Below are 26207 nucleotides of genomic sequence, written 5' to 3' on the forward strand. Positions count from 1 at the left end.
TCCGCTCCATAAGCACCGATGTTTTGTACCGGAGATGCTCCTACATTACCAGGAATTAAAGTTAAATTTCCAGGCCTTGCCAGCCACGCTTTATGGTGATGGCTACAAACTCATCCCAGTCCAACCCCGCGTCGCTGCGCACGATTATGCGATGTTTGGATTGTTCTATAATTTGAATTTTTTGCGATTTTGGTTGAATTACAACTCCATTGAATTCGCAAGGTAGAAGAATATTACTTCCTCCGCCAAGTATTAAGTAGTTATTGCCTAGTTCATAGTTTTTAAGTAGTGATAACTCTTCATTTTCAGTAAAGCTGAAATATTTATCGGTGACGCTTTCAATTTGAAATTTATTTAGGTTTCTAAGGCTAAATTTTAACTTAAACATTTTTGCTCCTCGAGAAACGAAGTCCTTTTAGTGTTAGGTTGACAAGGCTGTTGTTCTGTATTTTAAAGATGTAATGATAGGTGGGCATCACGCCATGGGCCATATAGTTTGCAAGGGCCAAGCCACAAACTGTAGATATTGCAGCTCCTTCTATACCCAAAATCGGGATTAACAAAAAGTTCATTATTAAGTTGATCAAGCAGGCGCCAAGGCTTTTAATAAAGGTTTTTCCTTGTTTGTCATCGGCAACAATCAACTGGCCGGACGCGGCGCCTAATGAGATCAGAGCAGGACACGCAGACAAGATATATGCTGAATAAATTGCCTCCTGATATTCTGCACCGTAAAGATAGGGTAGGCCCCATCCGACGCAGACGAACATTAATGCGGACATCGCTAATCCGATGAAAATAATAATGTCCGAAAACTTCTGTCTCGCCTCGTCGGAGTTTATGAGTTTTTCATTTCGAAAGATTTTAGGAGCGAGGGATTCAGAGATAACCATTGGGGCAAGGGAAAAAAGCAGCATGAGCGTCGTCGCGCTACTGTAGAGTCCAGTTGCATACTCTCCAAGAGTTGTTTTGATTATTATCAGGTCAGCTCTCTGAAACAAAATCATCGCTGCCCCAGAAAAAACCAATGGAGCAGATGAGTATGATAATTTTTTTACTATTTTAAAGCTTGATTTTAGTTTTTCTGGATTTTGTTTTTTATAAAGAATGATAAAAAATATCGAGATAAAAAGGAAATCCAATGAGCGGGCAAAAAGTACCCATAACAAATTCAAATGAAGAGTAGAAACTGTGATCATTGCTGAGATGCTGATAATCGATGATACCGCTTCGCATTTTGCGATCGACTTATTGTTTTCGTTCGATATTAGTTGAGATCTAAATGCCCTGGGTATTTTGTAGATAAAAATAAGCGAATAGATCAATAGTCCAGTTGCAATTAATTGATCGGACTCAAATAACGTATAGGCCCAGATGCCTAGCATTCCGACTGCCGCAAAAATGAAATTGGCAGTAAGCGCAGATCCCAGTATGGCTTCTTTGGGAAGCGCTCCCAAAGATAACTCTTTTACAAGAATATTCTGCAGTCTAAATTCGGCAATGATTGCAACGATAGAGGTTACGCCGATGATGAAGGCGAACCGTCCAAAATCTTCTGGACCATAAAATCTTGCGACTATTATGCTCGCTACAATTACTTTTGTTCCTTCGAGCCCCTTGGCTAGTAAAGCAAATAGTTGGTTGGGTGATAGTAAATCTTTGAACTTCATTTGCCTGGTGCCCGAAGGTTGAATCAGTGAGCTTTACTTTGACGTGAGCGATGTCACAGGTTTTTGGTTACTGCCAGAGGCCGCGGGTATCGACATGGGCTTTATCAGCCGTTTTTGACATGTCTTTGAATTCTTTGTGGTCAACTAGTAGTACCAGTACGTCCGCTTCATTTATGGCACTTTGAATGCTGGTGAGACTGGTTTTTTCACTTAGACTACTTGGTAGTTCAACGATGTTTGGTTCGACCGCAAGTACCGGGCCGGGGTGGGCAGCAATAATTCGTTGAATGATTTCAATTGCCGGGCTTTCCCGCAAATCATCAATATCCGCCTTGAACGCCAAACCAAAGCAAGCAATGGTCACTTCCCTTGCAGTCTTATCCCGATTGGTTTGCAAAAACTCGGCGACCGCCAGTTTGACCTTGTCGATCACCCATTGTGGCTTGCCGTCATTCACTTCCCGGGCGGTACGGATCAGGTGTGCCTGTTCCGGTGTTTTACTGACGATAAACCAAGGATCTACAGCAATGCAGTGGCCGCCGACACCTGGGCCGGGTTGCAGGATATTAACCCTTGGGTGACGGTTGGCCAGGCGGATCAGTTCCCAGACGCTGATATCCAGTTTGTCGCAAATCATCGAGAGTTCGTTGGCGAAGGCGATGTTCACGTCGCGAAAGCTGTTCTCGGTGAGTTTGCACATTTCCGCAGTGCGGGCGTTGGTGACGATGCATTCGCCCTGGACAAAGACCTTGTAAAGGCTGATGGCCAATTCGGAGCACTTCGGTGTCATGCCACCAATAACCCGATCGTTCTGCACCAGCTCGCGCAGCACATGACCGGGCAGTACCCGTTCCGGGCAGTGGGCAATGCGGATGTCGGAGCTTTCACCGTGGGTTTGCGGAAAACTCAGGTCTGGACGGGCTTCGGCGAGCCAGGCGGCCATCTGTTCGGTAGCGCCGACCGGGGAGGTCGATTCAAGAATGACAAGGTCGCCTTTCTTCAACACCGGAGCGATGTTTTTACTGGCAGATTCGATGTAGCTCAGGTCGGGCTCATGGTCGCCCTTGAACGGCGTGGGCACCGCTATCAGAAAAGCATCGGCGGGTTCCGGACGGGTGGTGGCGCGCAGGTAGCCTTCAGTCACGGCCGCATGCACAACCATGTCCAGGTCGGGCTCAACGATATGAATCTGTCCACGGTTGATGATATCGACTGCATTTTGATTAACGTCGACGCCAATCACTTGTTTTTTTCGCGAAGCGAAGACAGCCGCAGTGGGCAAGCCGATATACCCGAGACCAACGACGGAGATGGTTTTGAAAGGCATGGGACGTCCTTGAATGGTGTTGTGTAGATACGTTTTTCAAGCGAGATAACAGCCGCGCAACGCAACGGCTGTTAAGTAAGGGAGGGGGTTAACGAGCGAGCAGCGCCTCGATGATGCGCTGGCAGGCGTTACCGTCGCCGTAGGGGTTATGGGCGTAACTCATGGTGCGGTAGGCGACCGTATCGGTCAGCAAACGGTTCAACTCGCGGGCGATATCGGCGGTTTCGGTGCCGACCAGTTTCACGGTGCCAGCGGCAACAGCCTCTGGCCGTTCCGTGGTATCGCGCATCACCAGCACAGGTTTGCCCAGTGACGGCGCTTCCTCCTGGATGCCTCCGGAGTCGGTCAAAATGATATGCGCACGGCTCATCATGTGAACGAAAGGCAGGTAGTCCAGGGGATCGATCAGGTAGATGTTGTCAATGCCGGTCAGTAGACGATTGACGGGCTCGCGCACATTGGGATTGAGGTGCACGGGATAGACGATATCGACCTCTGGATGTTGCTGGGCAACCTCCATTAATGCCTGACAAATGCGCTCGAAGCCGTCACCGAAGCTTTCCCGGCGATGGCCTGTCACGAGAATCAATTTTCGAGCAGGGTTCAGGAAGGCCGCCGGTGCAGAGGCCTGGGCAAGCAGTGCCTGGTCCTGATCAAGACGTTTGACGACATCCAGCAGGGCATCGATCACTGTGTTGCCAGTGACGACGATCGTGTCTGGATCAACGCCCTCGCGCAGCAGATTGGCTTTTGACGTTTCGGTTGGCGCGAAGTGCAGGTTGGCCAACGCCCCGGTGAGTTTACGATTGCCTTCTTCCGGCCACGGAGAGTAGAGGTTACCCGTGCGCAAACCGGCTTCTACGTGCGCAACCGGAATCTGCTGGTAGTAGGCCGCGAGGCTGGCAGCAAAGGTGGTGGCGGTATCACCGTGAACCAACACGATATCGGGTTTGAATTCTGCCAGGACTTTCTTCAGCCCTTGCAGGATCGCGCTGGTCACATCGGTCAGGTCCTGACCGGGTTTCATGATGTTCAGGTCGAAGTCTGGCTCAATGGCAAACAACCCCAGTACTTGATCGAGCATTTCACGGTGTTGGCCGGTGACGCAGACTTTCGCCTCAAAGCGTTCATCTGCCGCCAGTGCCAATGCAAGTGGAGCCATTTTAATGGCCTCAGGACGGGTACCAAAAATGCATAGGGTCTTCATAGGGCGATCCATTGCTATGTTCGTAGCTGAAGGTAGTGGGAAGTTTGGACTGACATAACAAATGTCGTTTCAGATCGATGCTTTATAAAACAACTGTGGCCCAACCTTTGTTGATCCAGAGATGTGCGCCGAATTAACGGATAACCATCGACGTGGGATAGCACGAATTTGTTTTTCGCCACGCTACCGCCCCAGGATTAATTGCCAGTCCCTGAGAGCGTCATTATTTATTAATGTGTCTGCATCTCTTTTCAGCTGCAGGTAGCAAGGTGGAGCTGATACGGCTACCGCCATGCACTTCAGCTCGACGGTAGCGGGATACTCATAACATTTAGCTAACTAAACGCTCTCTGACTTATATTCGTAGTTGTAGTACCCATAATCGGCATAGCCATATTTGGCCGAGGCGCGTTTTTCAACGCCATTGAAAATAGCGCCTTTCAAATCAATGCCATTTTGAGCAAAGCGACGCATGGTCAATTCAATTTCACGAACCGGGTTAAGCGCAAAACGCGTCACAATCAAACTTGTGCCCGACTGGCGGCCGACAATCGCCGCGTCCGTTACTGCGAGCAGAGGTGGGGTATCCAGAATAACCAAGTCGTACTGGGTGCTGACTTGCTCCAGAAAGGCACTGAAGTTCGCATGCATTAGCAGTTCTGAAGGGTTGGGCGGTATTTGTCCGCGACCGATAACGTCAAGGTGCTCGAATTCAGTTTTATTGATCGCGGTTGCCAGGTCGCAGCGCTTGACGAGTAGATCAGAAAGTCCGTTTTCAGCGGGGGTTCCAAATACCTTATGCAAATACCCTTTACGCATATCCACGTCGATCAGCAATACACGCTGGCCGGTCTGCGCGATGACTGCGGCGAGGTTGGCGGAAACGAACGTTTTACCTACCTTGGGGCTCGGGCCGGAGATCATCAGACGATTATTGCTGGCTTCGAGCATGGCGAAGTGAAGGCTGGTGCGCAGGCTGCGCAATCCTTCTATGGCCAGGTCGGTGGGGTGACTGCTTGCCAGTATGGGGGCGGTGTTGTTAGCACGGCCTCGGCCACTTCGGAAGGTTTTGCTTTCTTCAGTTTTTTGCAGCGTGCTGAAAGGAATGGATGCGTACACCGGCAACCCCAGCTGTTCAATTTGGTCCGGATTTTCCACGCCGCGGCTAAGGGCTTTGCGAAAAAGCACCACTGCAGTCGCCAGGAAAGCCCCGAGCAGGGTGGCGATGAGAACGATCAGGGGCTTCTTGGGTTTAACGGGCTTTTTCAGATCCACATCGGCGGTATCGATCAAGCGCACGTTGCCCACAGTGCCGGCACGCATTACATCCAGTTCCTGGGATTTATTCAGGAGCTGGGTATAAATTTCGGTGCTGACTTTTACGTCGCGGGTGAGGCTAAGGAGTTCTTGCTGTGTTGAAGGCAGGCCCTCGACTTTTTTGGCCAGGCCATCCTGCTTGGCTGTCAGTTCGCCTAATTGGCTGAGCAAAGCCCGATAGGCAGGGTGTTGACGGGTAAACTTGCGATCCATTTCCGCTTGCTGCAATTTCAGTTCGGAGATGCTGGTATCAAGCGCCACGATCTGATCGAGAATGGCTTTGGCTTCCAGGCTGATATCGATGGATTTACTACGAATTTGATACTTGTTCAGGGCGTTTTCGGCTTTTTCCAAGTCTTTTCGGACCTGAGGCAGTTGATCTTTTAGAAACTCCAGGCTTTGAGCGGCTTCGGCCGAAGTCCGCTCGACATTTTGCCGTACGTAGAGCTTGGCGATTTCATTGAGGATTTGAATGGCTTCAGCCGGTTTCTCGCTTTCAAGAGCAAGCCCGATCATGCCGGATTCTTTACCGCGCTCTGATACATCAAGTACCTTTTGGTACTTCAAAATACTGGTCAGACGTGGGTCACGCACAATGCTGAACGTTGTACCAGGATTAGCCTGCAACACTTCGACTTGCAGTTTAATGCCGTCCTGGTCATAGGCTTGGCCCGCTTGGCCTTCGATCAGGACATTGTCGTCTTCATCCAGCAAAGTGAAGTGGCCACTTTCACCGGTGATGAAAGTTAATTCCTGACCCAGAAGCTCTTGTGGGAGCTCGAGCTGAAATATTTTCAGGGTTTCGCCACCCCAGGCAAAACTGTTCATGCCAAGCCATGGCGTCGCGACCGTATTAACAGCGTCTGGTTTGAACCGACGAGCAATAAAGTCGCCGATCACCGGAAAACGGTTCGGCTCGACAGTGATATCGAGCGATAGATTGTCGACAACCTTACCAATGATGGCGCGCGATTTGATTAATTCAATTTCTGTGGCGGAAGGTGACTCTTTACCCAACATGCTGTTGATATCGGAGAAGCCGAGCATGTCATTTTTCTTTGCCTCCACCTGTATCAAGGCAGTTGCCTGGTAAACAGGATTGGCCAACACCGCATAGGCCGTGCCAACGGCCATGGAGGCAGCAGTGATCCCGGCAATCAACCATTTATGATCGACCAGTGTCCCGAGTAGGCCCATCAAGTCGATTTCATCATCGTCATGTGAGGTTAATGCTGGAGTTTGCTGCATAAGTGAGTTCTTTTTTAACAGGTATCGAGGAATGGTTTAGCGTGCGAGACGCTTTGCCCAGGCGGTTACTGCTTCTTCAATCAACGCGTATGCATGCACAAAAGCAGGTTTGCCTTGACGGTAGGGGTCGCTGATTTCGCGGTTGTTCTGCCACTTGCCCAGCAAGAGGACCTTGCCTCGCGCTTCAGGTGCGATCTTGAGAACACGGTCTATGTGCGACTGCTCCATCACCAGAATCAGATCCGATTCGCTGATGGCTGCATGGGTCAATTGATTGGCTTTGTGCTCTTCTGGCAGATGGCCATGCTCTTCCAGTACGATCCGGGCGGTGGGTTCGATCGGGTGATCTTGTAGTGCGCCAAGACCGGCAGAGCTAACTTCGATATCGGACTGCCCCAGTGCTGCTCGCAACAAATGTTCGGCAGTGGGGCTTCGGCAAATGTTGCCAATGCAAACGATTAGAATCTTGTTAAACAAGGCAACCTCCCTGGAAATTCCACACTTGTGGTGATGTGCAATTGGAAAGACTAAAACTATGCTTTTCTTCAATGGCACTTTTGTGACGGCTTGCAGCTATTGGGTGTGTGCCTCTTTCCGTGAGGAGTTACCGTGCTGGATGAAGCTTTTGACTGCGAAGACTCTGGCCTGCTGGAATCCGGACTTGGAATGTGCTTGACAGTTGCTATGCTAAAAATCATAACTGGCAACCCACGACAACATCAACCATTAAATGCCACGCGAGCATTGAAAGCATATGGCAAAAAAAATTCCATATATAAAGCCAGATATTAAATAACAGTTAAATAACATTGTTGGTTTCTGCCTGACGGTTTTTAACGTTTTTGGCTTTTTTGTGTTGTCCTGTATTGGAGTGTGTTAAACGTCTTGATACGTAATTTGATGCTAATGATGTTCGGGGTTTTGCCTTGGGCGAAGGGTTCACTAGCGTTCCTGTATTGCTAATAAGTTTCGTATGTTTTTGAAGGGTTACGTTTCCATGATCGGCCAACTCCGTTTTTCAGGTGCATTTCCATCCTTGGGAGAAAATCGTCGCAAGATCGATGAGAAAACCACGGAGCTACTTGACCACACAGGTGCAGAAGGGGCTGATTGTGTCCATCCATAGTGCTTCGGCTGTTCAAATGACCTTGCCTGAGGGTCTCACCTCTAGCGCATGGTATTTGGTGCAATGCAAGGCGAGCCAGGACGAGCGTGCAGAGATCAATCTGGTTAACCAGGGGTATACCTGTTTTCGCCCTACGCATCGGCGCGAGCGTGATATGCAGGGGCGCAGGAGGGTTGTTCGCGAATCGCTGTTTCCGGGTTATCTGTTTATCCAGCTCGGCTTAGGTGAGAGTTGGGCGCCTTTGCGTTCTACTCGCGGTGTATTGCGAATTGTCAGTTTTGGAGGCAAACCGGTACCCGTAGGTGATGACTTGATCGCACAACTTCATGAGCACGATAGCGGAGCCCCTGTGGAGGCTCGGTTTGCCTGTGGAGAGCGGGTGCGTATCAATGAGGGGCCTTTTGTCGATGTGGAAGCGATCTTCCTGGCGATGGAGGGCGAGCAGCGAGTGTTGCTCCTGATGACATTGCTGCAACGTGAGCAAAGAATCAGCATGCCCTTGGTTGGTATCAGTAAGCATTGACACGGAGCGTTGCTCCCGGCCTGCCAATCAACAAGCAGATACCGCCTGGCAACAAGGTCAGTTGCCGTCGTCTTAGTTCCCCCCTGTAGGCATTAAGCTTTTGTCGCAGCACCAGGAAAGCAGCGGTCTCGGCCAGGGCCGCAGCTTTACGGCATGGCTGACGCTCCCGTTCGCTAATACGGTGTTTGTCGTCACGCGATTACCCGGTATCCACTTTTTAGCGGTCAACTGCTGCCGTTGCGCCTGCCTGAAGGTAAGCCCGGGCGTGCCGATATCGCCCTGAACCTGGTCATAAAGCCGTACGGTATCGAGCGGAGACTTAAAAGAAGTTGGCGATGAGTATCGTCACGAGAGTCGACAGCAGAACAACCTGCCGGTGTTGGTGCAGTTGCAGGCATGGCTGGGAAAACCCAGCCACTAGTGACGGCGCAAGCGCACTGGGTAAATGGCTTGCGTCCCCTGGTTAGCCTGCAGGCGTCCCCTCAATAAATGTCTTTTGACAGCAAGGTGAACGGCGTCTTCACCAGGATTTTCACATCCAGCCACAACGACCAGTTATTGATGTACTTGAGGTCGATCTCGACGCGCTTCTGCATCTTGTCGATGGTGTCGGTCTCGCCGCGGCAACCGTTGATTTGAGCCAGCCCGGTGATTCCCGGTTTGATTCGATGGCGAGCCATGTAGGCGAGAATCTTGCCGGAGTAGTAGTTGTTGTGCGCAACGGCATGAGGGCGAGGTCCGACCAGCGCCATATGACCTTGCAATACATTGAACAGCTGCGGCAACTCGTCAATGGAAGTGCGACGGATAAAGCGCCCGATCGGGGTAATTCGCGAGTCGTTACGACTGGCTTGCTTCACCTCGTGATCGTCGTGCACGCGCATGGATCGAAACTTCCAGACTTTGATGACCTTTCCGTTCCACCCGTGGCGGTCCTGTTTGAAAAATACCGGACCATGGGAGGTGAATTTGACGGCCAGGCCAATGATCAACAGTAACGGGCTTAGAGCGATAATGGCCATCAGAGCCACGCTTTTATCGAACAGGCTTTTACTCAATGCGGCAGTGGGTTGGCTGGAAAGCGGGCATTCAATCAAGTGGATTGCCGGCATGCCATCCACATCACTGACCGAGTGATTGAGCAGCGTCAGGCTGTTCAAGTCCGGGACCCAGACAACATCGACGTGGGCATCCAGCAAGTCGACATACATTTCTTCGATTTGTACCGCTTCGCTCAGGGGGAGCGTGATGTACAGACGTCGGATGTCATGAGTCTTGATCAGTTCGAGCAGTTCCTCTTGCGGGCCTACAACCGGTGGTGCGCCGGTCTCCAGCAAAGGAGTGGTGTCGGAGCTTACCAGGCCGACCAATGGGAAGTGCTCGAGGGCACGAAGCTTGTTAGCCAATCCCAGTGCCAGCTCGCCAGTACCCACAATCAGCGTTCTGCGCTCAACTTGAAGCGCCCGTTGGTAGTACTTCGAAAAACCATGCAGTGGGACGTACAACAGCGCCTGCCCGAGGTAGCTGCAGATAGCCCATATCAGAATGATTTGACGAGAAAACAGTTCATTGGCCTTACAGAGGAAGGCGACAATAGCCAGCGCTGCCAGTGTCATTGACCAACCCATCAGAAGTCTTACCAGGCCCTCTAGGTAGTTGTCCTTCTTGGCGTAGACGCCACACCAGGAATAGGCTGGAACCGATGCAAGTACAGTAAGGGTTGCGCATACTCGATAATAGAACTCAACCGTACCCGTCTTGTAATAAACCAGTATTAACAATAGGGCAACAACAAAGCCCAGGCCAAGAGCCCACTGTCCCCAGAAGGTCAGTCCTTTGAGAGTGGTATTTCGATTGATACGAAGATTGTTAACCATACGTTATCCCCAAAATACGTCCATTCGCGTTTCGACAGACAAAAGCCAAAATTAATGAAATAAGAGTTATTGTTCATATTAGATGGCGGAGCATTGATGATCGAAACGCCAAGAGGGCGGCGCCGTCATCAATGGATAGATTAAGTTATTAGGGGGAGCACTGTCTGACGACTTTTAACGAGTGGGCGGTGTATATGGTTGATATGTCTGGGCGAGAGCGGCGTTAGAAATAGTCTGGATTAAACTTTATTAACACGGCTTTTTAGAAGGGGGGCGGGTGGAGAGGGGGGGAGATAAATTGGCGTGCTTTTTTATTGTTGTATTGCACTGCCAGGGCGAACGCCTGAATGGTTCAGGCTGATTTTTTTACGCGCACGATTTTTTGTATCAGGCAGTACCCACGATTCCTTACTGCACGGAAAAGACGTTCGCCGTTGCTGGCGTTTTTAAACTTTTCCTGTAGTCGGCTCAGGCACATTTCGAGACCCCGATAGTGTTCAGGTTCTCTGCCGATACTGCGGATAAGATCGTCCTTGCTGACCACGCGATCTTCATGGTGCAGCATTTTTTTGAGCAGCGTGGCCTCCAGGCCAGTCAAGGCAATCTCCACGCCATCTTTGGTCAGCGCGCCGTTGGCATCGCTCAGTCGCCAGGTTTCAGTCAGTGGAGCGTGCGGTTTGGCCGCCTGGGAGACGCATTCCCTGGTGTCATCTCTGGCGTTGTCCGCAGTTGATGTGAAGTGAGTAAATTTCGTTACGGATTGGACTGCTTGCCATTCGGACTTGAACGTCGAAAGGATGCGCTGGGTATCATGCTTGATAACCGGAGGAACCATCTTGGCTACCTGCGGGGAAATAAATTCCATAAGCTTGGGGGCAGAAGTGGGTGGGGCAACGCCTTCATAAAACATCTTTGCCTGTGACGTGCCGTAACTGTTATATCGCTTGCTGGTCAGTAATGCCTCAAGCTCTAGTTGTAGTGCGGGGTTGTGAGTAACCACGACAAAGTATTTTCTAGGGAGGTTTGTGCTGCTATCCATGGCTCTCTCCTGATTTGCACATCTGGGTGTTGATTTAAAGGTTGTCGGCAGGGGAGTAATGGCTCCCTTGGAAGTAATCAAAGGGCAGCGCACGTGCCAGTATATGGCTGGCAGCATGCTCGACTCTGTCCGCTATAAAGGAGACTTTTGTGTTGTGAGTGAGCATGGTCATGCGTTCGTGGAGGCGATTGAATAATTCTGGATTGCCGCTGAGCTTGAGACTCAAGTCTAGAGAGGAAGTGGAAATCTTTATATAGTCGAATAGATTCAGGGTTGTAAAGATTTCGATACTTTCATCATCGATGTTGTAATCGTCGAGCGCGATTTCTATGCCGTGATCTTTCAATAGATACACGTTATGAAGGATTTTCTTTTTTTCTGCGAAGCTGACTGCCGAGAGGGGTAGTTCATTGAGCGCGATAACCAGTGTCTGGCCAAATTCGCGCAGAGCAGCCCCGGACTGTATCAACTCTTCCGTGAGCGCAGAGTTGGCGAGGTCCGACTGTTTTACGCAAACAAAACTACGGCTTAAGTACTTGCTCCCGTTAGTGGTGTCGCGATCTTTTAGTGAGAACGCAATCAGCCTGGTTTGCATCAGTACTTCACTGTAGATCCCACTCATCTGATACGCCTCTGGCGCGCAGGGCGCGGAAGCAGAATCGTCAAAATGTATTCTGATCTCGCTGGCAAACGGGCAGTCATCCCGAGTGAGGATCAATTGTCGAGACAGGTAATGCTCTGCGTGATCGTAGAATCGCACGCTCCCTGTTGCGTTCATAAAACAGAAACTCCCTTTTACATTAAGAATCAGGTTGTCGAGATCAGACCCCTGATTAAACGATATCCATGCCCACGGATACTTTGAATGGCGTTGGTTCCATACATGCCTTTTATTTTGCCGCGAAGGCGACTGATCGACTTTTCCAAGGCTCTTGGGTCATAAAAATTTATATTCAGCCCCATGATCCTGGCGATTTCATCATGGCTCAATATTTGGTTTTTGGTCTGAGAAAAAGCCTCAAGAATTTTCATTTCTGCAAACGATACATCCAGTTTTTTATACTCGCCAATCAGGCACATGCGAGTAGGGTCCAAAAGCAGATTATGCTTTTTTTGCCATTCTGGACTGTTAAAAAATTCGGACAGTACGTCACATTTTTTGTCTGCAAAAGTATCGCAATTAATACAGTAGTCGGCCCCGGCAAAGTAATACTTCATCTTGTTGTAGGTGCCTCTACCGGTGATGGCTACGAAAATTATTGACGCCAGATTTTCGGCGCGAATATTTTCTACCGTGGTGAGGCTTTCAACAAATGCTTGAGGGCTGTCGATTACGATAAAAATTGCACGGTATGAATCAGTATTCTTGTTTCTTTTGAATGAGTTGCTATAGCACATTGCATCAACGGCAATATCCTTGCCTACGTGGCTTGCGACTAATTCCCTAAAGCCCTCAGCTAGCGTGTGGGTTCGCCCAACGGTGAGAATACCTTTCTCCTCCTTCGCGTAGCTGTGGTCTGTAGTCGTTATTTTCCCTGTAAGCATCATGCTTTGACTCGGATGGGTGCTGGCATTTGAATGTTAAAGCACTCATTCTCGGTTGTGACTGACAATTGGTAACATTTCACTCGTTTTTCAAGCGGTCGCTACCTTTTTTAACGTTGCAGGTGATTCTCACGTGATCGTTTGCTCGCCAATGGCTCAGGAGGCCTGATGGCCTATTGGAATCTCGCGGGCTGACAGATCATGTCATTGTGCCATCTTTTGTCCCGGCGTCCCGGTTTTTCGCATCAATACGACCGTGCATGTCGCTAAAGTTCCCGCGGCTTGATTTTTTTCATTGGGTGCCATGAGGCGGTAGGGCTTTGTTGATTCAAGTGCGAGTGATTGCTCTTGTTTGGCTCGGAACTATCCAATATTAACCGTTATATAACGTTCATGTTGGTGGTGTTGACCATGGACATTTCATAACATTGAGTTTTATTAATTTGTCTAATGCGCTTTACTTTCGTGTTGGCGTTGAATCAGAGCGAAGTCGACGCATGGGTATTTGTCGTTGAGGGAGGAATTAATGGATCTTTGGACAACCATATCAGTGTTGGTTTTAGGGATGGTCGAAGGTCTGACGGAGTTTTTGCCGATATCAAGTACAGGGCACCAGATTGTTGTCGCGGACTTGCTCAGCTTCGGCGGCGAGCGAGCCATGGCTTTTAACATCATCATTCAATTGGGCGCGATCCTGGCAGTTGTATGGGAGTTCCGTCGCAAGATTCTCGAGATCGTTACCGGCTTACCGACTCAACGCAATGCACAACGTTTCACCTTGAATCTATTAATCGGTTTTCTTCCGGCAGTGGTCCTGGGGGTGTTGTTCGCCGATAAGATCCATGAGTATCTGTTTAATCCAATCACTGTAGCAGTGGCATTAGTGGTGGGTGGCATCATCATGTTGTGGGCCGAGCAGCGGGAACATGTGGTGTCTGTCGAGCATGTTGACGATATGCGCTGGGCCGACGCCCTCAAGGTCGGTTTCGCGCAATGCCTGGCGATGATCCCGGGCACCTCGCGCTCCGGATCGACGATTATCGGCGGGTTGCTGTTTGGCCTGTCGCGTAAGGCGGCTACGGAGTTTTCGTTCTTTCTGGCGATGCCGACCATGGTCGGTGCCGCCGTGTATTCAGGCTATAAGTATCGGGATCTGTTTCAGGCTGGCGACCTGCCGGTATTTGCGCTGGGTTTCGTGACGGCGTTCTTTTTCGCCATGATCGCCGTGCGTGGTTTGCTCAAGTTCATCGCCAGCCACAGTTACGCCGTGTTCGCCTGGTACCGGATCGGATTCGGTTTGCTGATTCTGGCAACGTGGGTATTCGGTTGGGTTGACTGGACCGAGGCTGCAGCGCTCTGACACTTGCACCAGGCTGCAGGACATGCAGCCTGGTCGCAGGGGCTAACCGTTAACGCCCCTCAAGCAACTCCGCCGCTTGATCCAGCAACGCCAAAGGCTCTTTGGCCTTGTGAATATCCACCGACAATAACTGCCGAAACTTGCGTGCTCCCGGGAACCCGGTGCCCAGTCCAAGCACATGGCGAGTGATGTGGTGCATCGAACCACCTGCCGCGATGTGCGCCGCTATATAAGGACGCAACTGCGCCAGCGCATCAGCCCGGCTGATCACCGGCGCCGCGCTGCCGAACAGCTGCTGGTCCACCTCGGCCATCACATAAGGGTTGTGATACGCCTCGCGGCCCAACATCACTCCGTCAAACGTCTGCAAATGTTCGTGGCAAGCCTCCAGCGTCTTGATCCCGCCGTTGAGGATAATCTCCAGCTCAGGAAAATCCGCCTTCAACCGCGCTGCCACGTCATAACGCAGGGGCGGGATGTCACGGTTCTCCTTCGGCGACAATCCCTCCAGAATCGCGATCCGCGCATGCACGGTAAAACTGGTGCACCCGGCATCCCGCACCGTGCCGACGAAATCACACAGCTCCTCGTAACTGTCCCGGCCATTGATCCCGATACGGTGCTTGACCGTCACCGGAATCGACACCGCATCACGCATCGCCTTCACACAATCGGCCACCAACTGCGGATGTCCCATCAGGCACGCGCCGATCATATTGTTCTGCACCCGATCACTCGGGCAGCCGACATTCAGGTTCACCTCATCGTAACCATGCTCCTGCGCCATGCGCGCACACGCGGCCAGGTCCAGCGGCACACTGCCACCGAGTTGCAGCGCGAGCGGGTGCTCGGCTTCGTTGTGCCGCAGGAAACGCTCGTGATCACCGTTGAGCAGGGCACCGGTGGTGACCATCTCGGTGTAGAGCAGGGCGTTTTTCGACAGCAGGCGCAGGAAGAAGCGGCAGTGGCGGTCGGTCCAATCCATCATCGGCGCGACGGAGAAACGGCGGGAGAGCGGGGCGGGTGTGGCGGTGGTTACGGACATGGGGGATCTGGAATCGGTGAGGCTGGGAGGTGGGGAGTTTATCAGGAATGGGCCGGTGGGACTTGGGCATGCCTCAGGACGATTGAGCCGGTGCTGGGTATTGCGTTGATAACATCACGAAAAAGTAGGAGATTTCCCTCAAATCGCGTCCCCATTACCCATATTGCCCTCACTCTGATCACCCAGCTAACCTCCCTCCGTCGCTGAAAATCCAGCGACAAGGGGTTGGAAACCCTTCACAAGATCTTGGCGCACAGTGCGCTACCTGAATATAAGCAGGCGCTTTTTTCATGTCTGCTGTTAAAACAATGGCGGCTGTGCGCGGGGCACTTTCGGGTGCGCCGGGCTCCTGGATCCCTGGTCTTCCACACCCGTGCACAGCTACCACCCCAGACTTTGCTTGTTCGCTCGAAGGTTCAACACGCAGTTTGGCGCTGTCGATTCAGCAACTGGCGGTGGTGGGGGAGTTGTTGGTAAATCGAGCCTTGGATAATGTCGATCCGCAAAGTAGTGGATGTGAGAGATCGCCAGGTGCGCACGGTTCCTGAACCTACGCTGTCACCCCCCAAAGTTTCATGTTGCCCGGCACAGACGAGGCATAGGATGACCGCCAAACGCCATGCCGCGCGCTTCAACCCACAGGAATCAAAAAATGATCGCAAACCTCGTCAAAGTCTCGCTGCTTGCCGGTGCTTTGTTGTTGAGCGCCTGTTCGGGTGTGAGTTCTCATCGTGATTATTCCGCCGACTCGGTGCAGCCAGCCGGGTTTGGCCCGGGGCCGACCAGCAGCAATCCCGACAAGATGAATTTCCATGGCAGTGCGCTCGGCAATAGCTTCGGCGAATACGGTTCAGGTTTGCTGCACGATGATTGATACGCGGTCCGCAATGAAGAAGGGCGCTCCTTTGGGGGCGGCCTTTGTTGTGCGAAAAAAACGATCCGTTACTTGGCGTCAGGCACCGCCAGCCATTGGCGCAGAATCTTCTGGTAGTTGCCTGTCGCCTTGGCCAGGTGCAGCCACTGATCGACGTACAGCTTCCAGGTGATGTCGTCGCGGGGCAGCAGGTAGGCTTTTTCGCCGTATTGCATGTAGTGCGTGGGGTTGACCGCGCACAGGCCCGGTTTCAGCTTCTGCTGATACAGCGCCTCGGATGCGTCGGTGATCATCACGTCGGCTTTTTTATCCAGCAGTTCCTGAAAGATGGTCACGTTGTCGTGCAACTTCAATTGCGCCTTGGGCAGGAAGGCGTGGACGAAGGCTTCGTTGGTACCGCCGGCGGGTTCGACCAGGCGAACCGTTGGCTGATTGATCTGTTCGACGGTCTGGTACAGCGCCTGGTCTTCGCAGCGCACCAGCGGGATTTTGCCGTCGACGTCCAGGATGCTGCTGAAGAAGGCTTTTTTCTGCCGTTCCAGGGTGACCGAGATGCCGCCCATGGCGATGTCGCACTTGCCGGCGAGCATGTCGGGCATCAGGGTTTTCCAGGTGGTGGGCACCCACTCGACCTTGACGCCAAGGCTGTCGGCCAGGGCGCGGGCCATGGCAATGTCGATGCCGGAGTATTCGCCGTCCTCGGCTTTGAGGGTGTAGGGCTTGTAGTCGCCGGTGGTACAGACGCGCAGCTGTCCCTGTTGCATGACGCTGTCCAGATGCGAAGGTTCTGCCTGGGCGCCAAGGGAGAGTGCGAGCAAGCCGCCGAGCATCATTGCTCTTTTGATTTTCGTCATTGTTATCGGGCTTTTGTGCTGGAGTGGTTTTGAAAGGGGAGTGTAGTGAAACTTTCACCGGTGTGAAAAATCAACGCCCCTGAAGATGACTCATTCCACTTCCGGGCTCAACGTACCCAGCCACGCCACCAACCCCACAATCAATATCGCCGCGGCCATTTCCACCAACACACTGCGCCGAAGTGCATGGGCTGCCACGCGATACTGGCCCTCTCGCAACGACCGCTCCAGCAAGGGGCCAAGATAAAAGCGGTTCAGCGCCGCCAACACCAGCATCCCGGCAAACAGCAGTACTTTGATCGCCAGCAAAATTCCGTAGTGGCTGAGTAAAACCTCATCGAGTTTCGGCCCGACAATGAAGAGGTAGTTCACCACGCCCGTCACGGTGATGATCACAACGACCAGCGCACCGACAAGCTCAAATCGCCTGACTGCGTGAGCCAGCAACCGTATGTGCGCTTCGGTTTGCAGGGCCCGGGGTTGCGCCATCAACGCAAACGCCAACAACGCGCCGAGCCAGACACCCGCCACCAACAGGTGCAGGATGTCCGTAGCGAAATGCCAGTAACGGCGACTGCCTTCGTCCATGGCGCCATGCCCGCTCCAGGCCAGACTGGCGAGGGCGATGCCGCCGGCCGTGGCGGCGATCACCAGGCTGATGCCGGGGGCGCGTGGGTTGAGCATCAACGCCAAACCCGCGACCGCTAATGCAATCATCCGCACGGCCCAGGCCAACCCGACGTCCGTCTCGAACAGCATCATTTCGAGGTGAGGGCGCAACTCGGTAACGTCTGATTCACCGCTCATGACGCGGACCATCAGCACCATGCCGGCGATGGACAGCAGCGCGCCGAGCCCGGCTGTTCCCGTCAATAGCCGGCGAAAGGGCAAGACTGTCCCGGATTGCCGTTCCTGTCCCTTGAAGCTGTAGAGCCCGAATAGCGCCACACCAAACAACAACATCAAATCCACATACAACACAAACCGCAGCACGACGTTGGCCGAGTCGCTCATCGATCATTTCACTTTGAAGGTGACGTTGCCGGTGATCGGGTGGGTGTCCGACGACACCGCGCGCCATTCGACCTTGTAGGTACCGGCAGCCAGGGGCGCTGCCGGGATGATGAACATGGTCTTCGGATCGCTGCCGCCGCTGACTTTGGCCTTGACCGGCATTGGGGCGTGGGCCATGCCGGACATTTCGGTCATCAGCAGTTTTGCACCGGAAAACTGGGTGACGAGGTTTTCGGAGAAGTGCAGTTCGATCTTGTCGGGTGATGCACCTTCTACGCCTTCCGCCGGGGTGGAAGAGAGTAGTTTGGGGTGCGCTTGAGCGAGGGTGCTAACAAGCAGGCCGCTGAGCAACGCGACTGCGATAGCGGTGGGTTTGAAGATGCGCATGCAAGGTCCTTTACCGCTCGAAGCGGTTGTTGTTGGTTTTGGGTGAGTCTGTTCAGAACCACATCCGAACACCGAGCACGAGGCGGGTTTCGCTGCGGTCCTCACCTTCGTCGTTAGCGTAGTCGGCGGTGTTGCCGTAGGTGCGGTTCCAGGTCACGCCGAGGTAGGGCGCGAATTCCCGGCGGATTTCGTAGCGCAGGCGCAAACCAGCCTCGGTGTTGGACAGCCCCGCGCCGATGCCCCGTTGCGGATCGTTTTTGCCGTAGGCGTTGAGCTCGACGGTCGGCTGCAGGATCAGCCGATTGGTCAGCAGGATGTCGTAGTCGCCCTCCAGCCGCACGGCGCTCTGACCGCCTTCGCCGATGAAGGCCGTGGCTTCGGCCTCGAAGTTGTACAGCGCCATGCCTTGCACGCCGAACGCGGCCCAGGTTTGCGGGGCACCGGGTTTGAAGTCCTGGCGCACGCCGCTGACGACGTCCCACCACGGGGATATGGCGTGGCCCCACAGGGCCTGGATTTCCGCGTCCTCGGTCACGCCGTTGGTGCGCTCGCCTTCGGAGCGCAGCCACAGGCGATCAATGTCACCGCCGACCCAACCGGACAAGTCCCAGGCCAGGGTGCTGCCGTCATCGGCGTCCTGCCATTCCAGTTTGTCGGCGAGGAAAAAGGAGTTGAGCGTGCTGTCATGTACGTGGTGGCCGGCGGGATCGGCATACACCGCAGCGCGATCGGCATCGGTCAGCACCGGGATCGGCGTGCGGCTTTCGCTGGGGGCGGCGGGCTGCATCTGGCCCTCGTCCATGCCTTGCATCTGGTCGTGGTTCATCTGGCTATGATCCATGCCTTGCATCTGGCCGTGGTCCATCTGGCTGTGATCCATGCCTTGCATGTCATCGCTGGCGGCCATTGCCGTCGAGGTCACGAGTGCGAAAAAAACCGGGGTGAATCGAATCATGGGGCGCACCTCATTCTTCCACGCGAACTTCACGGAACATGCCCATTTCCATGTGGTACAGGAGATGGCAGTGATAGGCCCAGCGGCCGAGCGCATCGGCCGTGACCCGATAGCTGCGCCGGGAGCCCGGTGGCATGTCGATGGTGTGTTTGCGCACCATGAACTGGCCGTTCTCGTCTTCGAGGTCGCTCCACATGCCATGCAGGTGGATGGGGTGCATCATCATCGTGTCGTTGACCAGAACGATCCGCAGCCGCTCGCCGTACTTGAGGCGCAACGGCTCTGCATCAGAGAACTTCACGCCGTTGAACGACCAGGCGAATTTTTCCATGTGGCCGGTCAGGTGCAGCTCAAGGGTACGGCCAGGCTCGCGGCCGTCCGGGTCTTCGAAGGTGCTGCGCAGGTCGGAGTAGGTGAGTACGCGGCGCCCGTTGTTGCGCAGGCCCATGCCGGGGTCGTCGAGTTTCGGTGAGGTGGACATGGCTTGCATGTCCACCAGCGGGTTGTCGGTTTCCGAGGCCGGGTGGGACTGCATGCCGGGCATATCGCCCATGTCCATGTTGCTGTGATCCATGCCCGCCATGCTGCCGTGGTCCATGCCGCCCATGCCCATGTCATCCATGGTCACCAGGGGGCGCGGGTCCAGTGGCGGCAGCGGCGCAACCAGTCCTGTCTTCACCGCCAGGGTGCCCCGTGCGTATCCGGTGCGATCCATCGCCTGGGCGAACAGGGTGTAGGCCGCTTCGGTCGGTTCGACGATAACGTCGAAGGTTTCCGCCACGGCGATGCGAAACTCGTCGACGCTCACGGGTTTGACGTACAGGCCATCGGCGGCGACCACAGTCATTTTCAGGCCGGGGATGCGCACGTCGAAGTAGGTCATGGCCGAGCCGTTGATGAAGCGCAGCCGCAGCTTTTCCCCGGGGCGGAACACCCCGGTCCAGTTCGAATCCGGCGCCTGGCCGTTCAACAGGTAGGTGTAAGTGGCGCCGCCGACGTCCGCCAGGTCGGTGGGGTTCATCTTCATCTCGGCCCACATTTTGCGATCGGCGACGGCTGGCCCCCAGCCTTTTTCGCTGACGTCGTGGATGAAGTCGCCCACGGTGCGTTTGTTGAAGTTGTAGTAATCGGACTGTTTTTTCAGCGTCTTCATCAGGCCGACCGGGTCTTCGTCGGTCCAGTCGCTGAGCATCACGACGTAGTCGCGGTCGTACTGGAACGGCTCCGGATCTTTGGCGTCGATCACCAGCGGGCCGTAGACGCCGGATTGTTCCTGAAACCCCGAATGGCTGTGATACCAGTAGGTGCCGTTCTGGCGCACCGTGAACTGGTAGACGTACATGCCGCCGGGCTCGATGCCCTTGAAGCTCAGCCCCGGCACGCCGTCCATGTTGGCCGGCAGCAAGATGCCGTGCCAGTGAATGGACGTGCTGTCCTTGAGTCTGTTGCGCACCCGCAGTGTCACCGTATCGCCTTCACGCCAGCGCAGCAGCGGGCCGGGGATGCCGCCGTTGATGGTCATCGCGGTGCGTGGGTTGCCGCTGAAGTTGACCGGGGATTCGCCGATGAACAGGTCGAAATCATTACCGGCCAACACCTGCGGTTCGCCGGGACTGCTGATTGCCCAGGCCGGCGTGCGCCATAACCCGAGGCCGCCGAAGAGCCCGCCGATGGCCAGGCCTTTGACGAAGGTGCGTCTTGAAGTGTGGGAGTGCATGCCGTCTGTTCCGCCCGTCAGCCTGTTGAACTTGTCGATGAGGCTAGCAGGCGGTGCCTTTCAGCTGGCTGAGGCGAAGATTACAGTTTTGACAGGTTGGGCGTCGCTTTCTGGCTTGAAGTGGACTTTTCCCTTGAGGCCACGGTGTCGCCGCAGTTGATGTAGGAAGACGACTTCAACCAGCGCTGGTCCGGGTAGTAGGAAAACAACAACTGCCCGTCCTTCATCGAATCAATCAGCCGATGGGCAATCGCCGGTCTGACGGCCGGGCAACCCAGGCTGCGGCCGATGCGGCCATTGGCGCGGGCCAGCACCGGGCTGACATAGGGCGCGCCGTGAATGACGATGGCCCGGTCAAAGGCGTTATCGTTGAAGCCGGGCTCTAGGCCTTCCATGCGCAACGAGTAACCGTTCTGGCCGAGGTAGCTTTGCTGGGTGCGGAACAGACCGATGCTGGTGGCGTGGCTTTCGTTGCGGTTGGAGAACAGCGTGGCCATGTTTTCACCGCTGTTGCGGCCATGGGCGACCAGTTCGTGAAACAGCAACTTGCGCCGTTTAAGGTCGAAGACCCACAGGCGTTGTTCGGTCGAGGGCAGGGAGTAATCGATCACCGCCAGTCGTTGGGCGGGGGCGACACCTTGGGTACGGCTGCATTGAGTGGCACGAACGGCCAGGGCAATCACTTTGGCGTCGGCGCCGGGTGCTGCTTTGACCAGCGCGTTTTCAAGCGAATCGGCGTAGGCTGACGTTACTGAAAGGCACGTCAGTAAAATGGCAAATAAAAGGCCAAAGCGGATTAGCGCCATAGTCGGGTCTCATCATGATAATTTCGAGTCTAGCAGCGAGCGGAAAACTAGCCGTTTGAAACGGGGGATTAAGGATTATCCATGGTGCAGTTAACAAGGTCATTCGTCATAAGCCGCATATTTTTTATGGGCTTTCTGATCAGCGGTGCAGCGTTTGGGCAAGTTTCGCCGATTGAGCCGGTATCTGCGGCGAGCAGCACAATCGATGCCGCGGCGCCCGACGACGCGGTCGGCCAAGCGATTCAAGCGACCCTGGAACCGCTGCGATCGGCCTTTCCGCCGTTGCTCACGTCCAGGCGCCATCAGCGTGTGGATGTCAGTCGGGTGGTGCTGGATTTCTATATGCATCGCAACTATCGCGCCGCGTGGACGGATGATCGTGATGTGGCGCAATTACTCAAGAGCCTCGAAGCCACCCGGATCGACGGCCTGAATCCGGCGGATTTCCGCATCACCGAACTGGCTCAGGCCCATGAGTCGCTGGTGGCTGCCATGCCTTCCACGGCGCAACGGGCGATGTTCGATATGGCGGCGACCCGCACGTTCATCACCGCGCTGCTGCAACTGCGCCGGGGTAAAGTCGATCCGTCGCGGCTGGACATTCACTGGAATTTCGATCCTGCCGGCGGCAATGCCCACGAGGACATGAACAACCTGTTCGCCGCCCTCGATGCCCATGACGTTGCGCGTTCATTCGCCGATGCGCCTCCTCAGGAAGAGATTTACCGCAATTTGCGTGAAGGCCTGGCCCGGTTGCGCCAGGTCCATGATGCGGGCGGCTGGCCGAAAGTCACTGAAGGGCAATCGCTCAAGCCCGGCATGGACGGGGTGGCGGTGGCTCAATTGCGTGCGCGTCTGGTGGCGGGCGGTTACCTGGACGCGCACCTGTCGAAAAAAGCCGGTTACGACGACAAGGTCATTGCCGCGGTGAAGAAGTATCAGGCCGAGCAATACCTGGGGGCCGATGGCGTGGCGGGGGCGGTGACGTTGGCGGCGCTGAACGTGCCGGTCGAGGCGCGGATCGATCAGGTGCGGGTCAACATGGAGCGCGCCCGGTGGCTTTTGTACAAACTGCAGGGCACGTTTGTGATCGTCGATATCGCCGGATACAAGGTGGCGATGTACCGTGACGGTCTGCCGATCTGGCGTTCGCGAGTGCAGGTTGGCAAGCCGGTGCGCAGTACGCCGGTATTCCAGGCCGAAATCACCTACATCACGTTCAACCCGACCTGGACCGTACCGCCGACCATCCTCAAGCAGGACGTGATTCCGAAAGTCCAGAACGATCCGGGTTATCTGGCGGCCAACCGGATTCGCGTGCTGGATCGCGAAGGCAATGTGCTCGATCCGTCGAGTGTTGACTGGAGCAACCCGCGAGGCATCCACCTGCGTCAGGATGCCGGCCCCGACAGTTCGCTGGGGCAGGTGGTGATCCGCTTCCCCAACGACTATGCGATTTACCTGCATGACACGCCACACCGCGAGCTGTTTGCCAAGACAGTCCGGGCCACCAGTTCAGGTTGCATCCGCGTGGAAAACCCCTTGCAACTGGTCGAGCTGTTGTTTAACGACCCGGTACGCTGGAACAGCGCCGGGATTCAAAAACAGTTGGCCAATGGCAGGACCGAGAACATCCCGCTACCGGTGAAAGTGCCGGTGTTGTTGGCTTACTGGACCGTGGACCTGAGCAATGACGGGCGGGTGACGTTCAAGCCCGACATTTATGATTACGATGCCAGGGTGCTGCAGGGCCTGAGTCAGCCTACGAAATTGCCAGCTCTGGACTTGCGTCGCGCAGAGATACCGCTGGTGGTGACGGGGCAGAACAAGCTGTAGCGAAAGACTGGAAACGGGCGCTATGGGCTAATGCTAATACTGTAGGAGCGAGCTTGCTCGCGATGGTCGTTAACGATACCGCGTGTTTACTGGCTAAACGCAGCGCCCTTGAGTCCATCGCGAGCAAGCTCGCTCCTACAGGTATTACCAAGCCGTTCGGCAATCACCCTAAAGCGCCAGCCCTTGTTGCACCGCTAAAAGCAGATCGCTTTCCGTCAGCGCCACCGCGTCCAGTTGTACTGTGGCCTGCTCGATCGTTTGTAGCCACCAGTGTGTTTCACCGTGTTCGTCCACGGTGCGCAACAGGGCGAACTCTTTGGGTTGTGAGTGAATTTCGACCCGTCCCTCGCCATCGGCTGTGAAGCGTGCAACCGGGTCAAAGGTAAGGCTGTGGGCGTTGCCGGAGATTACCAACTGGTCGATGGCATAGCGGTAAGTGCCCCGGATCGGGCAAATCTCGATCACATGGGTGGGGTTGCGCCGCAGGACCAGGCCAACTTCGGTCAAGGGCTGCAGCCAGGTCTCTATCCGTTGATACAGTTCGTAGACCTGGCCCGGCCAGGTATCGATCGCCTGATCCGCGCTGGCAAGCCGTGTTTGTTTCAATTTTGCCGCGAGCTCGTCTGCCTTGCTCATGTCGATTCCCTGTATTGAGGTCAATTTAATCGTAGCTCGTTGGCGAGCAGGCAGCGCTGTCCTGGGTCATGTTTGCAGCACCACCGGGCAAGTGTGACCACTGGGCAAGTGATCGCCCATTTTTCATGGATAACCCCGTAAACTAGGCCCCAAGAAGACTGAGGGCTTTGGGTCGTTGCCCATGCCTTGCCCCCGACAGGATGAACTTTTGCCCACGCGCTTTAACGACCCGGACCACGCCCCTGGCATCGCATTGAAACGCATACCGCTGCGCAAGGCCGCGGTCTTGTTCATTGCCACGGTGTGCCTGTGCCTGTGCGGTTTGCTCTACCTGCAATTGGAACAGTCCCGTCGCCACGACCTGAGCCTGGCGCAAGTGGCGTCTTCGAACCTGACGCGGGCCATGGCGCAGCAAGCCGAAGACACTTTCATGAAGGCCGACCTGGTGTTGACCAGCCTGGTGGACTGGATTCAGGTCGACGGGTTCGGCCCGGACCAACAGCCACGCTTGCAGCAGACCTTCGCTCGGCGCGTGCTGGCGCTGGATCAGTTGCACGGCATCCTGCTGTTCGACCAGAAGGGCCAGTGGGTGGTGACCTCGTTTGAAAATCTGCCTCGGGGGCCCGGCGTCGCCGATCGCGAGTACTTCAAGTATCACCAGCAGAACGTATCGTCGGTGGCGCATATCGGCCCGGCCATTCGCAGTCGGGAAAACGGTGAGTGGATCATTCCGGTTTCCAAACGGGTCAACGACAAGAACGGCCGTTTCCAGGGCGTATTGCTGGCCGGGATCAAGATGTCGTACTTCGACCAGTTCTTCAAAAGCTTCAGCCTCGACGACAACGGCTCGATGTTTCTCGGCTTGACCGATGGCACGCTGTTGGCGCGTCGACCTTTTGTGGAGGCGCAGATTGGCGCGTCGCTGGCCCAGAGCGAGATTTTCCAGAAGTCCCTGCCACTGGCCAGCTCCGGCAATGCGATGTTCACATCCATCATCGATGGTGTGACACGCCTTTACGGTTACCGACAGCTGGAGGCGTATCCGCTGGTGGTCACGGCGGCGTCGTCCACGGAATCCATTCTCGCGGGCTGGTACGACACGGCGTTTCGCTCCAGTCTCATTGTTGCCCTGGTATTGCTGGGCGTGGGGCTGTTCGGGTGGGTGTTCCTGCATCAGGTGCGTGTTGGCGAGCGGGTCGAGTCGGATTTGCGCAGGGCACAGCAAGCGCTGGAGCTGATCGCCACCCACGACAGCCTGACCGGATTGGCCAACCGCCGATTGTTCGAGCGGGCGCTGGACGTCGAGTTCGGGCGCGGCGCCCGGCAGGCGAGCCCTTTGAGCCTGATCATGCTCGATATCGATTACTTCAAGCGCTACAACGACACCTACGGCCACGTGGTGGGGGATCACTGTCTGGCCGAAGTGGCACGCGCGCTGAAGAGTTGCTGCCACCGCAAGGCCGATCTGGCGGTGCGTTACGGCGGCGAAGAGTTTGCGGTGCTGCTGCCGGACACCGACATCCACGGCGCCATGACGATTGCCGAGCAGATCCGCCGCAGCGTCATCGACAAGAACATCAGCCACACCGGCTCGCCCAATGGCTACGTGACGGTGAGTCTTGGTTGCTATTCGTTCGTGCCGTCGGGGCGTGACAGCATGGATGTGTTTGTCGAGCGGGCGGATGCGGCGTTGTATCAGGCCAAGCATTCGGGGAGAAACCGCGTGGCAACGTTGTCGATGGCCGGTGGCGTCGAGGCGTTGATGCGCTCCGACCGTTGAGGTGCTGTTGCTGCCGGTGGTCTGTCTCCCTGGCCTGGCAGAATTGATCGTCTAGAGTTCCGAT

General features: G+C 54.8%; 24 protein-coding genes and 1 pseudogene. 7 read left to right on the top strand and 18 right to left on the bottom strand.

The features are described from left to right. Positions 1-61: 61 nt before the first annotated feature. The 6 genes from PSJE_RS07135 to PSJE_RS07160 form a co-directional block, all read right to left on the bottom strand. On the bottom strand, positions 62-388 hold the full coding sequence (locus PSJE_RS07135; RefSeq protein ID WP_090454155.1) for a UDP-N-acetylmuramate dehydrogenase: 327 nt from the start codon (positions 386-388) through the stop codon (positions 62-64). After that, complete coding sequence (locus tag PSJE_RS07140) at positions 381-1670, bottom strand: oligosaccharide flippase family protein (protein WP_090454156.1); 1290 nt, start codon at positions 1668-1670, stop codon at positions 381-383. Before PSJE_RS07140 ends, PSJE_RS07135 begins: the two co-directional genes overlap by 8 nt. 67 nt (positions 1671-1737) lie before the next feature. Beyond that, entirely contained in the window at positions 1738-2997 is a 1260-nt protein-coding gene (gene wecC, locus PSJE_RS07145) for a UDP-N-acetyl-D-mannosamine dehydrogenase (protein WP_090454158.1), read from the bottom strand. Positions 2998-3085: 88 nt separating this feature from the next. Beyond that, complete coding sequence (gene wecB / locus PSJE_RS07150) at positions 3086-4204, bottom strand: non-hydrolyzing UDP-N-acetylglucosamine 2-epimerase (protein WP_090454160.1); 1119 nt, start codon at positions 4202-4204, stop codon at positions 3086-3088. Positions 4205-4543: 339 nt separating this feature from the next. Continuing rightward, positions 4544-6769: a polysaccharide biosynthesis tyrosine autokinase gene (locus tag PSJE_RS07155; protein WP_090454162.1), complete on the bottom strand. Its 2226-nt coding sequence runs from the start codon at positions 6767-6769 to the stop codon at positions 4544-4546. 36 nt (positions 6770-6805) lie between these two features. Continuing rightward, positions 6806-7246 carry a low molecular weight protein-tyrosine-phosphatase gene (locus tag PSJE_RS07160; RefSeq protein WP_090454164.1) on the bottom strand — a complete coding sequence of 147 codons (441 nt, stop codon included), beginning with the start codon at positions 7244-7246 and terminating at the stop codon, positions 6806-6808. Positions 7247-7378: 132 nt separating this feature from the next. On the opposite strand from PSJE_RS07160, the gene PSJE_RS30405 reads away from it, so the two are divergent. Then, positions 7379-7561: a hypothetical protein gene (locus PSJE_RS30405; protein ID WP_139212654.1), complete on the top strand. Its 183-nt coding sequence runs from the start codon at positions 7379-7381 to the stop codon at positions 7559-7561. Between the two features lie 350 nt (positions 7562-7911). Next, a complete protein-coding gene (gene rfaH / locus PSJE_RS07165; RefSeq protein WP_090457798.1) occupies positions 7912-8418 on the top strand; it encodes a transcription/translation regulatory transformer protein RfaH in 507 nt (168 codons plus the stop codon). Between the two features lie 482 nt (positions 8419-8900). Here the strand turns inward: rfaH and PSJE_RS07175 are convergent, their stop codons facing one another. From PSJE_RS07175 to PSJE_RS07190, 4 genes are all read right to left on the bottom strand, one after another. Then, on the bottom strand, positions 8901-10295 hold the full coding sequence (locus PSJE_RS07175; RefSeq protein ID WP_090454165.1) for an undecaprenyl-phosphate glucose phosphotransferase: 1395 nt from the start codon (positions 10293-10295) through the stop codon (positions 8901-8903). Between the two features lie 352 nt (positions 10296-10647). Beyond that, positions 10648-11334: a winged helix-turn-helix domain-containing protein gene (locus PSJE_RS07180; protein WP_090454167.1), complete on the bottom strand. Its 687-nt coding sequence runs from the start codon at positions 11332-11334 to the stop codon at positions 10648-10650. Between the two features lie 34 nt (positions 11335-11368). Further along, positions 11369-12112, bottom strand: coding sequence for an EAL domain-containing protein (locus PSJE_RS07185; RefSeq protein ID WP_057715618.1), 744 nt, complete (start codon positions 12110-12112; stop codon positions 11369-11371). A gap of 29 nt (positions 12113-12141) precedes the next feature. Then, complete coding sequence (locus tag PSJE_RS07190) at positions 12142-12882, bottom strand: winged helix-turn-helix domain-containing protein (RefSeq protein ID WP_167362854.1); 741 nt, start codon at positions 12880-12882, stop codon at positions 12142-12144. A 523-nt stretch (positions 12883-13405) separates the two neighbouring features. On the opposite strand from PSJE_RS07190, the gene PSJE_RS07195 reads away from it, so the two are divergent. Beyond that, positions 13406-14239: an undecaprenyl-diphosphate phosphatase gene (locus PSJE_RS07195; protein WP_057715616.1), complete on the top strand. Its 834-nt coding sequence runs from the start codon at positions 13406-13408 to the stop codon at positions 14237-14239. 49 nt (positions 14240-14288) lie between these two features. On the opposite strand, the gene dusA is transcribed toward PSJE_RS07195, so the two are convergent. Beyond that, on the bottom strand, positions 14289-15284 hold the full coding sequence (gene dusA / locus PSJE_RS07200; RefSeq protein ID WP_090454169.1) for a tRNA dihydrouridine(20/20a) synthase DusA: 996 nt from the start codon (positions 15282-15284) through the stop codon (positions 14289-14291). Positions 15285-15670: 386 nt separating this feature from the next. On the opposite strand from dusA, the pseudogene PSJE_RS32115 reads away from it, so the two are divergent. Together PSJE_RS32115 and PSJE_RS07210 are read left to right on the top strand one after the other, a co-directional pair. Further along, a pseudogene (locus tag PSJE_RS32115) lies at positions 15671-15832 on the top strand (DUF6124 family protein); the annotation flags it as partial. 104 nt (positions 15833-15936) lie between these two features. Further along, positions 15937-16158 (top strand): hypothetical protein, encoded by a 222-nt coding sequence (locus PSJE_RS07210; RefSeq protein WP_090454173.1) that lies wholly within the window; start codon positions 15937-15939, stop codon positions 16156-16158. A 68-nt stretch (positions 16159-16226) separates the two neighbouring features. Here the strand turns inward: PSJE_RS07210 and PSJE_RS07215 are convergent, their stop codons facing one another. The 6 genes from PSJE_RS07215 to PSJE_RS07240 form a co-directional block, all read right to left on the bottom strand. Then, the gene (locus PSJE_RS07215; RefSeq protein WP_090454174.1) at positions 16227-17012 is read right to left on the bottom strand and encodes a transporter substrate-binding domain-containing protein; all 786 of its coding nucleotides are present in this window, start codon (positions 17010-17012) and stop codon (positions 16227-16229) included. Positions 17013-17102: 90 nt separating this feature from the next. Then, positions 17103-18026, bottom strand: coding sequence for a copper homeostasis membrane protein CopD (gene copD / locus PSJE_RS07220; RefSeq protein ID WP_090454175.1), 924 nt, complete (start codon positions 18024-18026; stop codon positions 17103-17105). Between the two features lie 3 nt (positions 18027-18029). Beyond that, entirely contained in the window at positions 18030-18413 is a 384-nt protein-coding gene (gene copC / locus PSJE_RS07225) for a copper homeostasis periplasmic binding protein CopC (RefSeq protein WP_090454177.1), read from the bottom strand. A gap of 52 nt (positions 18414-18465) precedes the next feature. Next, positions 18466-19368, bottom strand: coding sequence for a copper resistance protein B (locus PSJE_RS07230; protein WP_090454179.1), 903 nt, complete (start codon positions 19366-19368; stop codon positions 18466-18468). Positions 19369-19378: 10 nt separating this feature from the next. After that, a complete protein-coding gene (locus PSJE_RS07235) occupies positions 19379-21085 on the bottom strand; it encodes a copper resistance system multicopper oxidase (RefSeq protein WP_090454181.1) in 1707 nt (568 codons plus the stop codon). An 80-nt stretch (positions 21086-21165) separates the two neighbouring features. Continuing rightward, positions 21166-21891, bottom strand: coding sequence for a murein L,D-transpeptidase catalytic domain family protein (locus PSJE_RS07240; RefSeq protein WP_090454182.1), 726 nt, complete (start codon positions 21889-21891; stop codon positions 21166-21168). Positions 21892-21972: 81 nt separating this feature from the next. Here PSJE_RS07240 and PSJE_RS07245 point away from each other — a divergent pair, with 81 nt between their 5' ends. Continuing rightward, positions 21973-23727: a L,D-transpeptidase family protein gene (locus PSJE_RS07245; protein ID WP_090454184.1), complete on the top strand. Its 1755-nt coding sequence runs from the start codon at positions 21973-21975 to the stop codon at positions 23725-23727. Positions 23728-23895: 168 nt separating this feature from the next. On the opposite strand, the gene PSJE_RS07250 is transcribed toward PSJE_RS07245, so the two are convergent. Beyond that, positions 23896-24363 carry a hypothetical protein gene (locus PSJE_RS07250; protein WP_090454186.1) on the bottom strand — a complete coding sequence of 156 codons (468 nt, stop codon included), beginning with the start codon at positions 24361-24363 and terminating at the stop codon, positions 23896-23898. 181 nt (positions 24364-24544) lie between these two features. Here PSJE_RS07250 and PSJE_RS07255 point away from each other — a divergent pair, with 181 nt between their 5' ends. Next, the gene (locus PSJE_RS07255; RefSeq protein ID WP_408003760.1) at positions 24545-26143 is read left to right on the top strand and encodes a sensor domain-containing diguanylate cyclase; all 1599 of its coding nucleotides are present in this window, start codon (positions 24545-24547) and stop codon (positions 26141-26143) included. Positions 26144-26207: the final 64 nt, after the last annotated feature.

Source organism: Pseudomonas jessenii (assembly GCF_002236115.1).
In the GTDB taxonomy this organism is placed as follows: Bacteria; Pseudomonadota; Gammaproteobacteria; order Pseudomonadales; family Pseudomonadaceae; genus Aquipseudomonas; species Aquipseudomonas jessenii.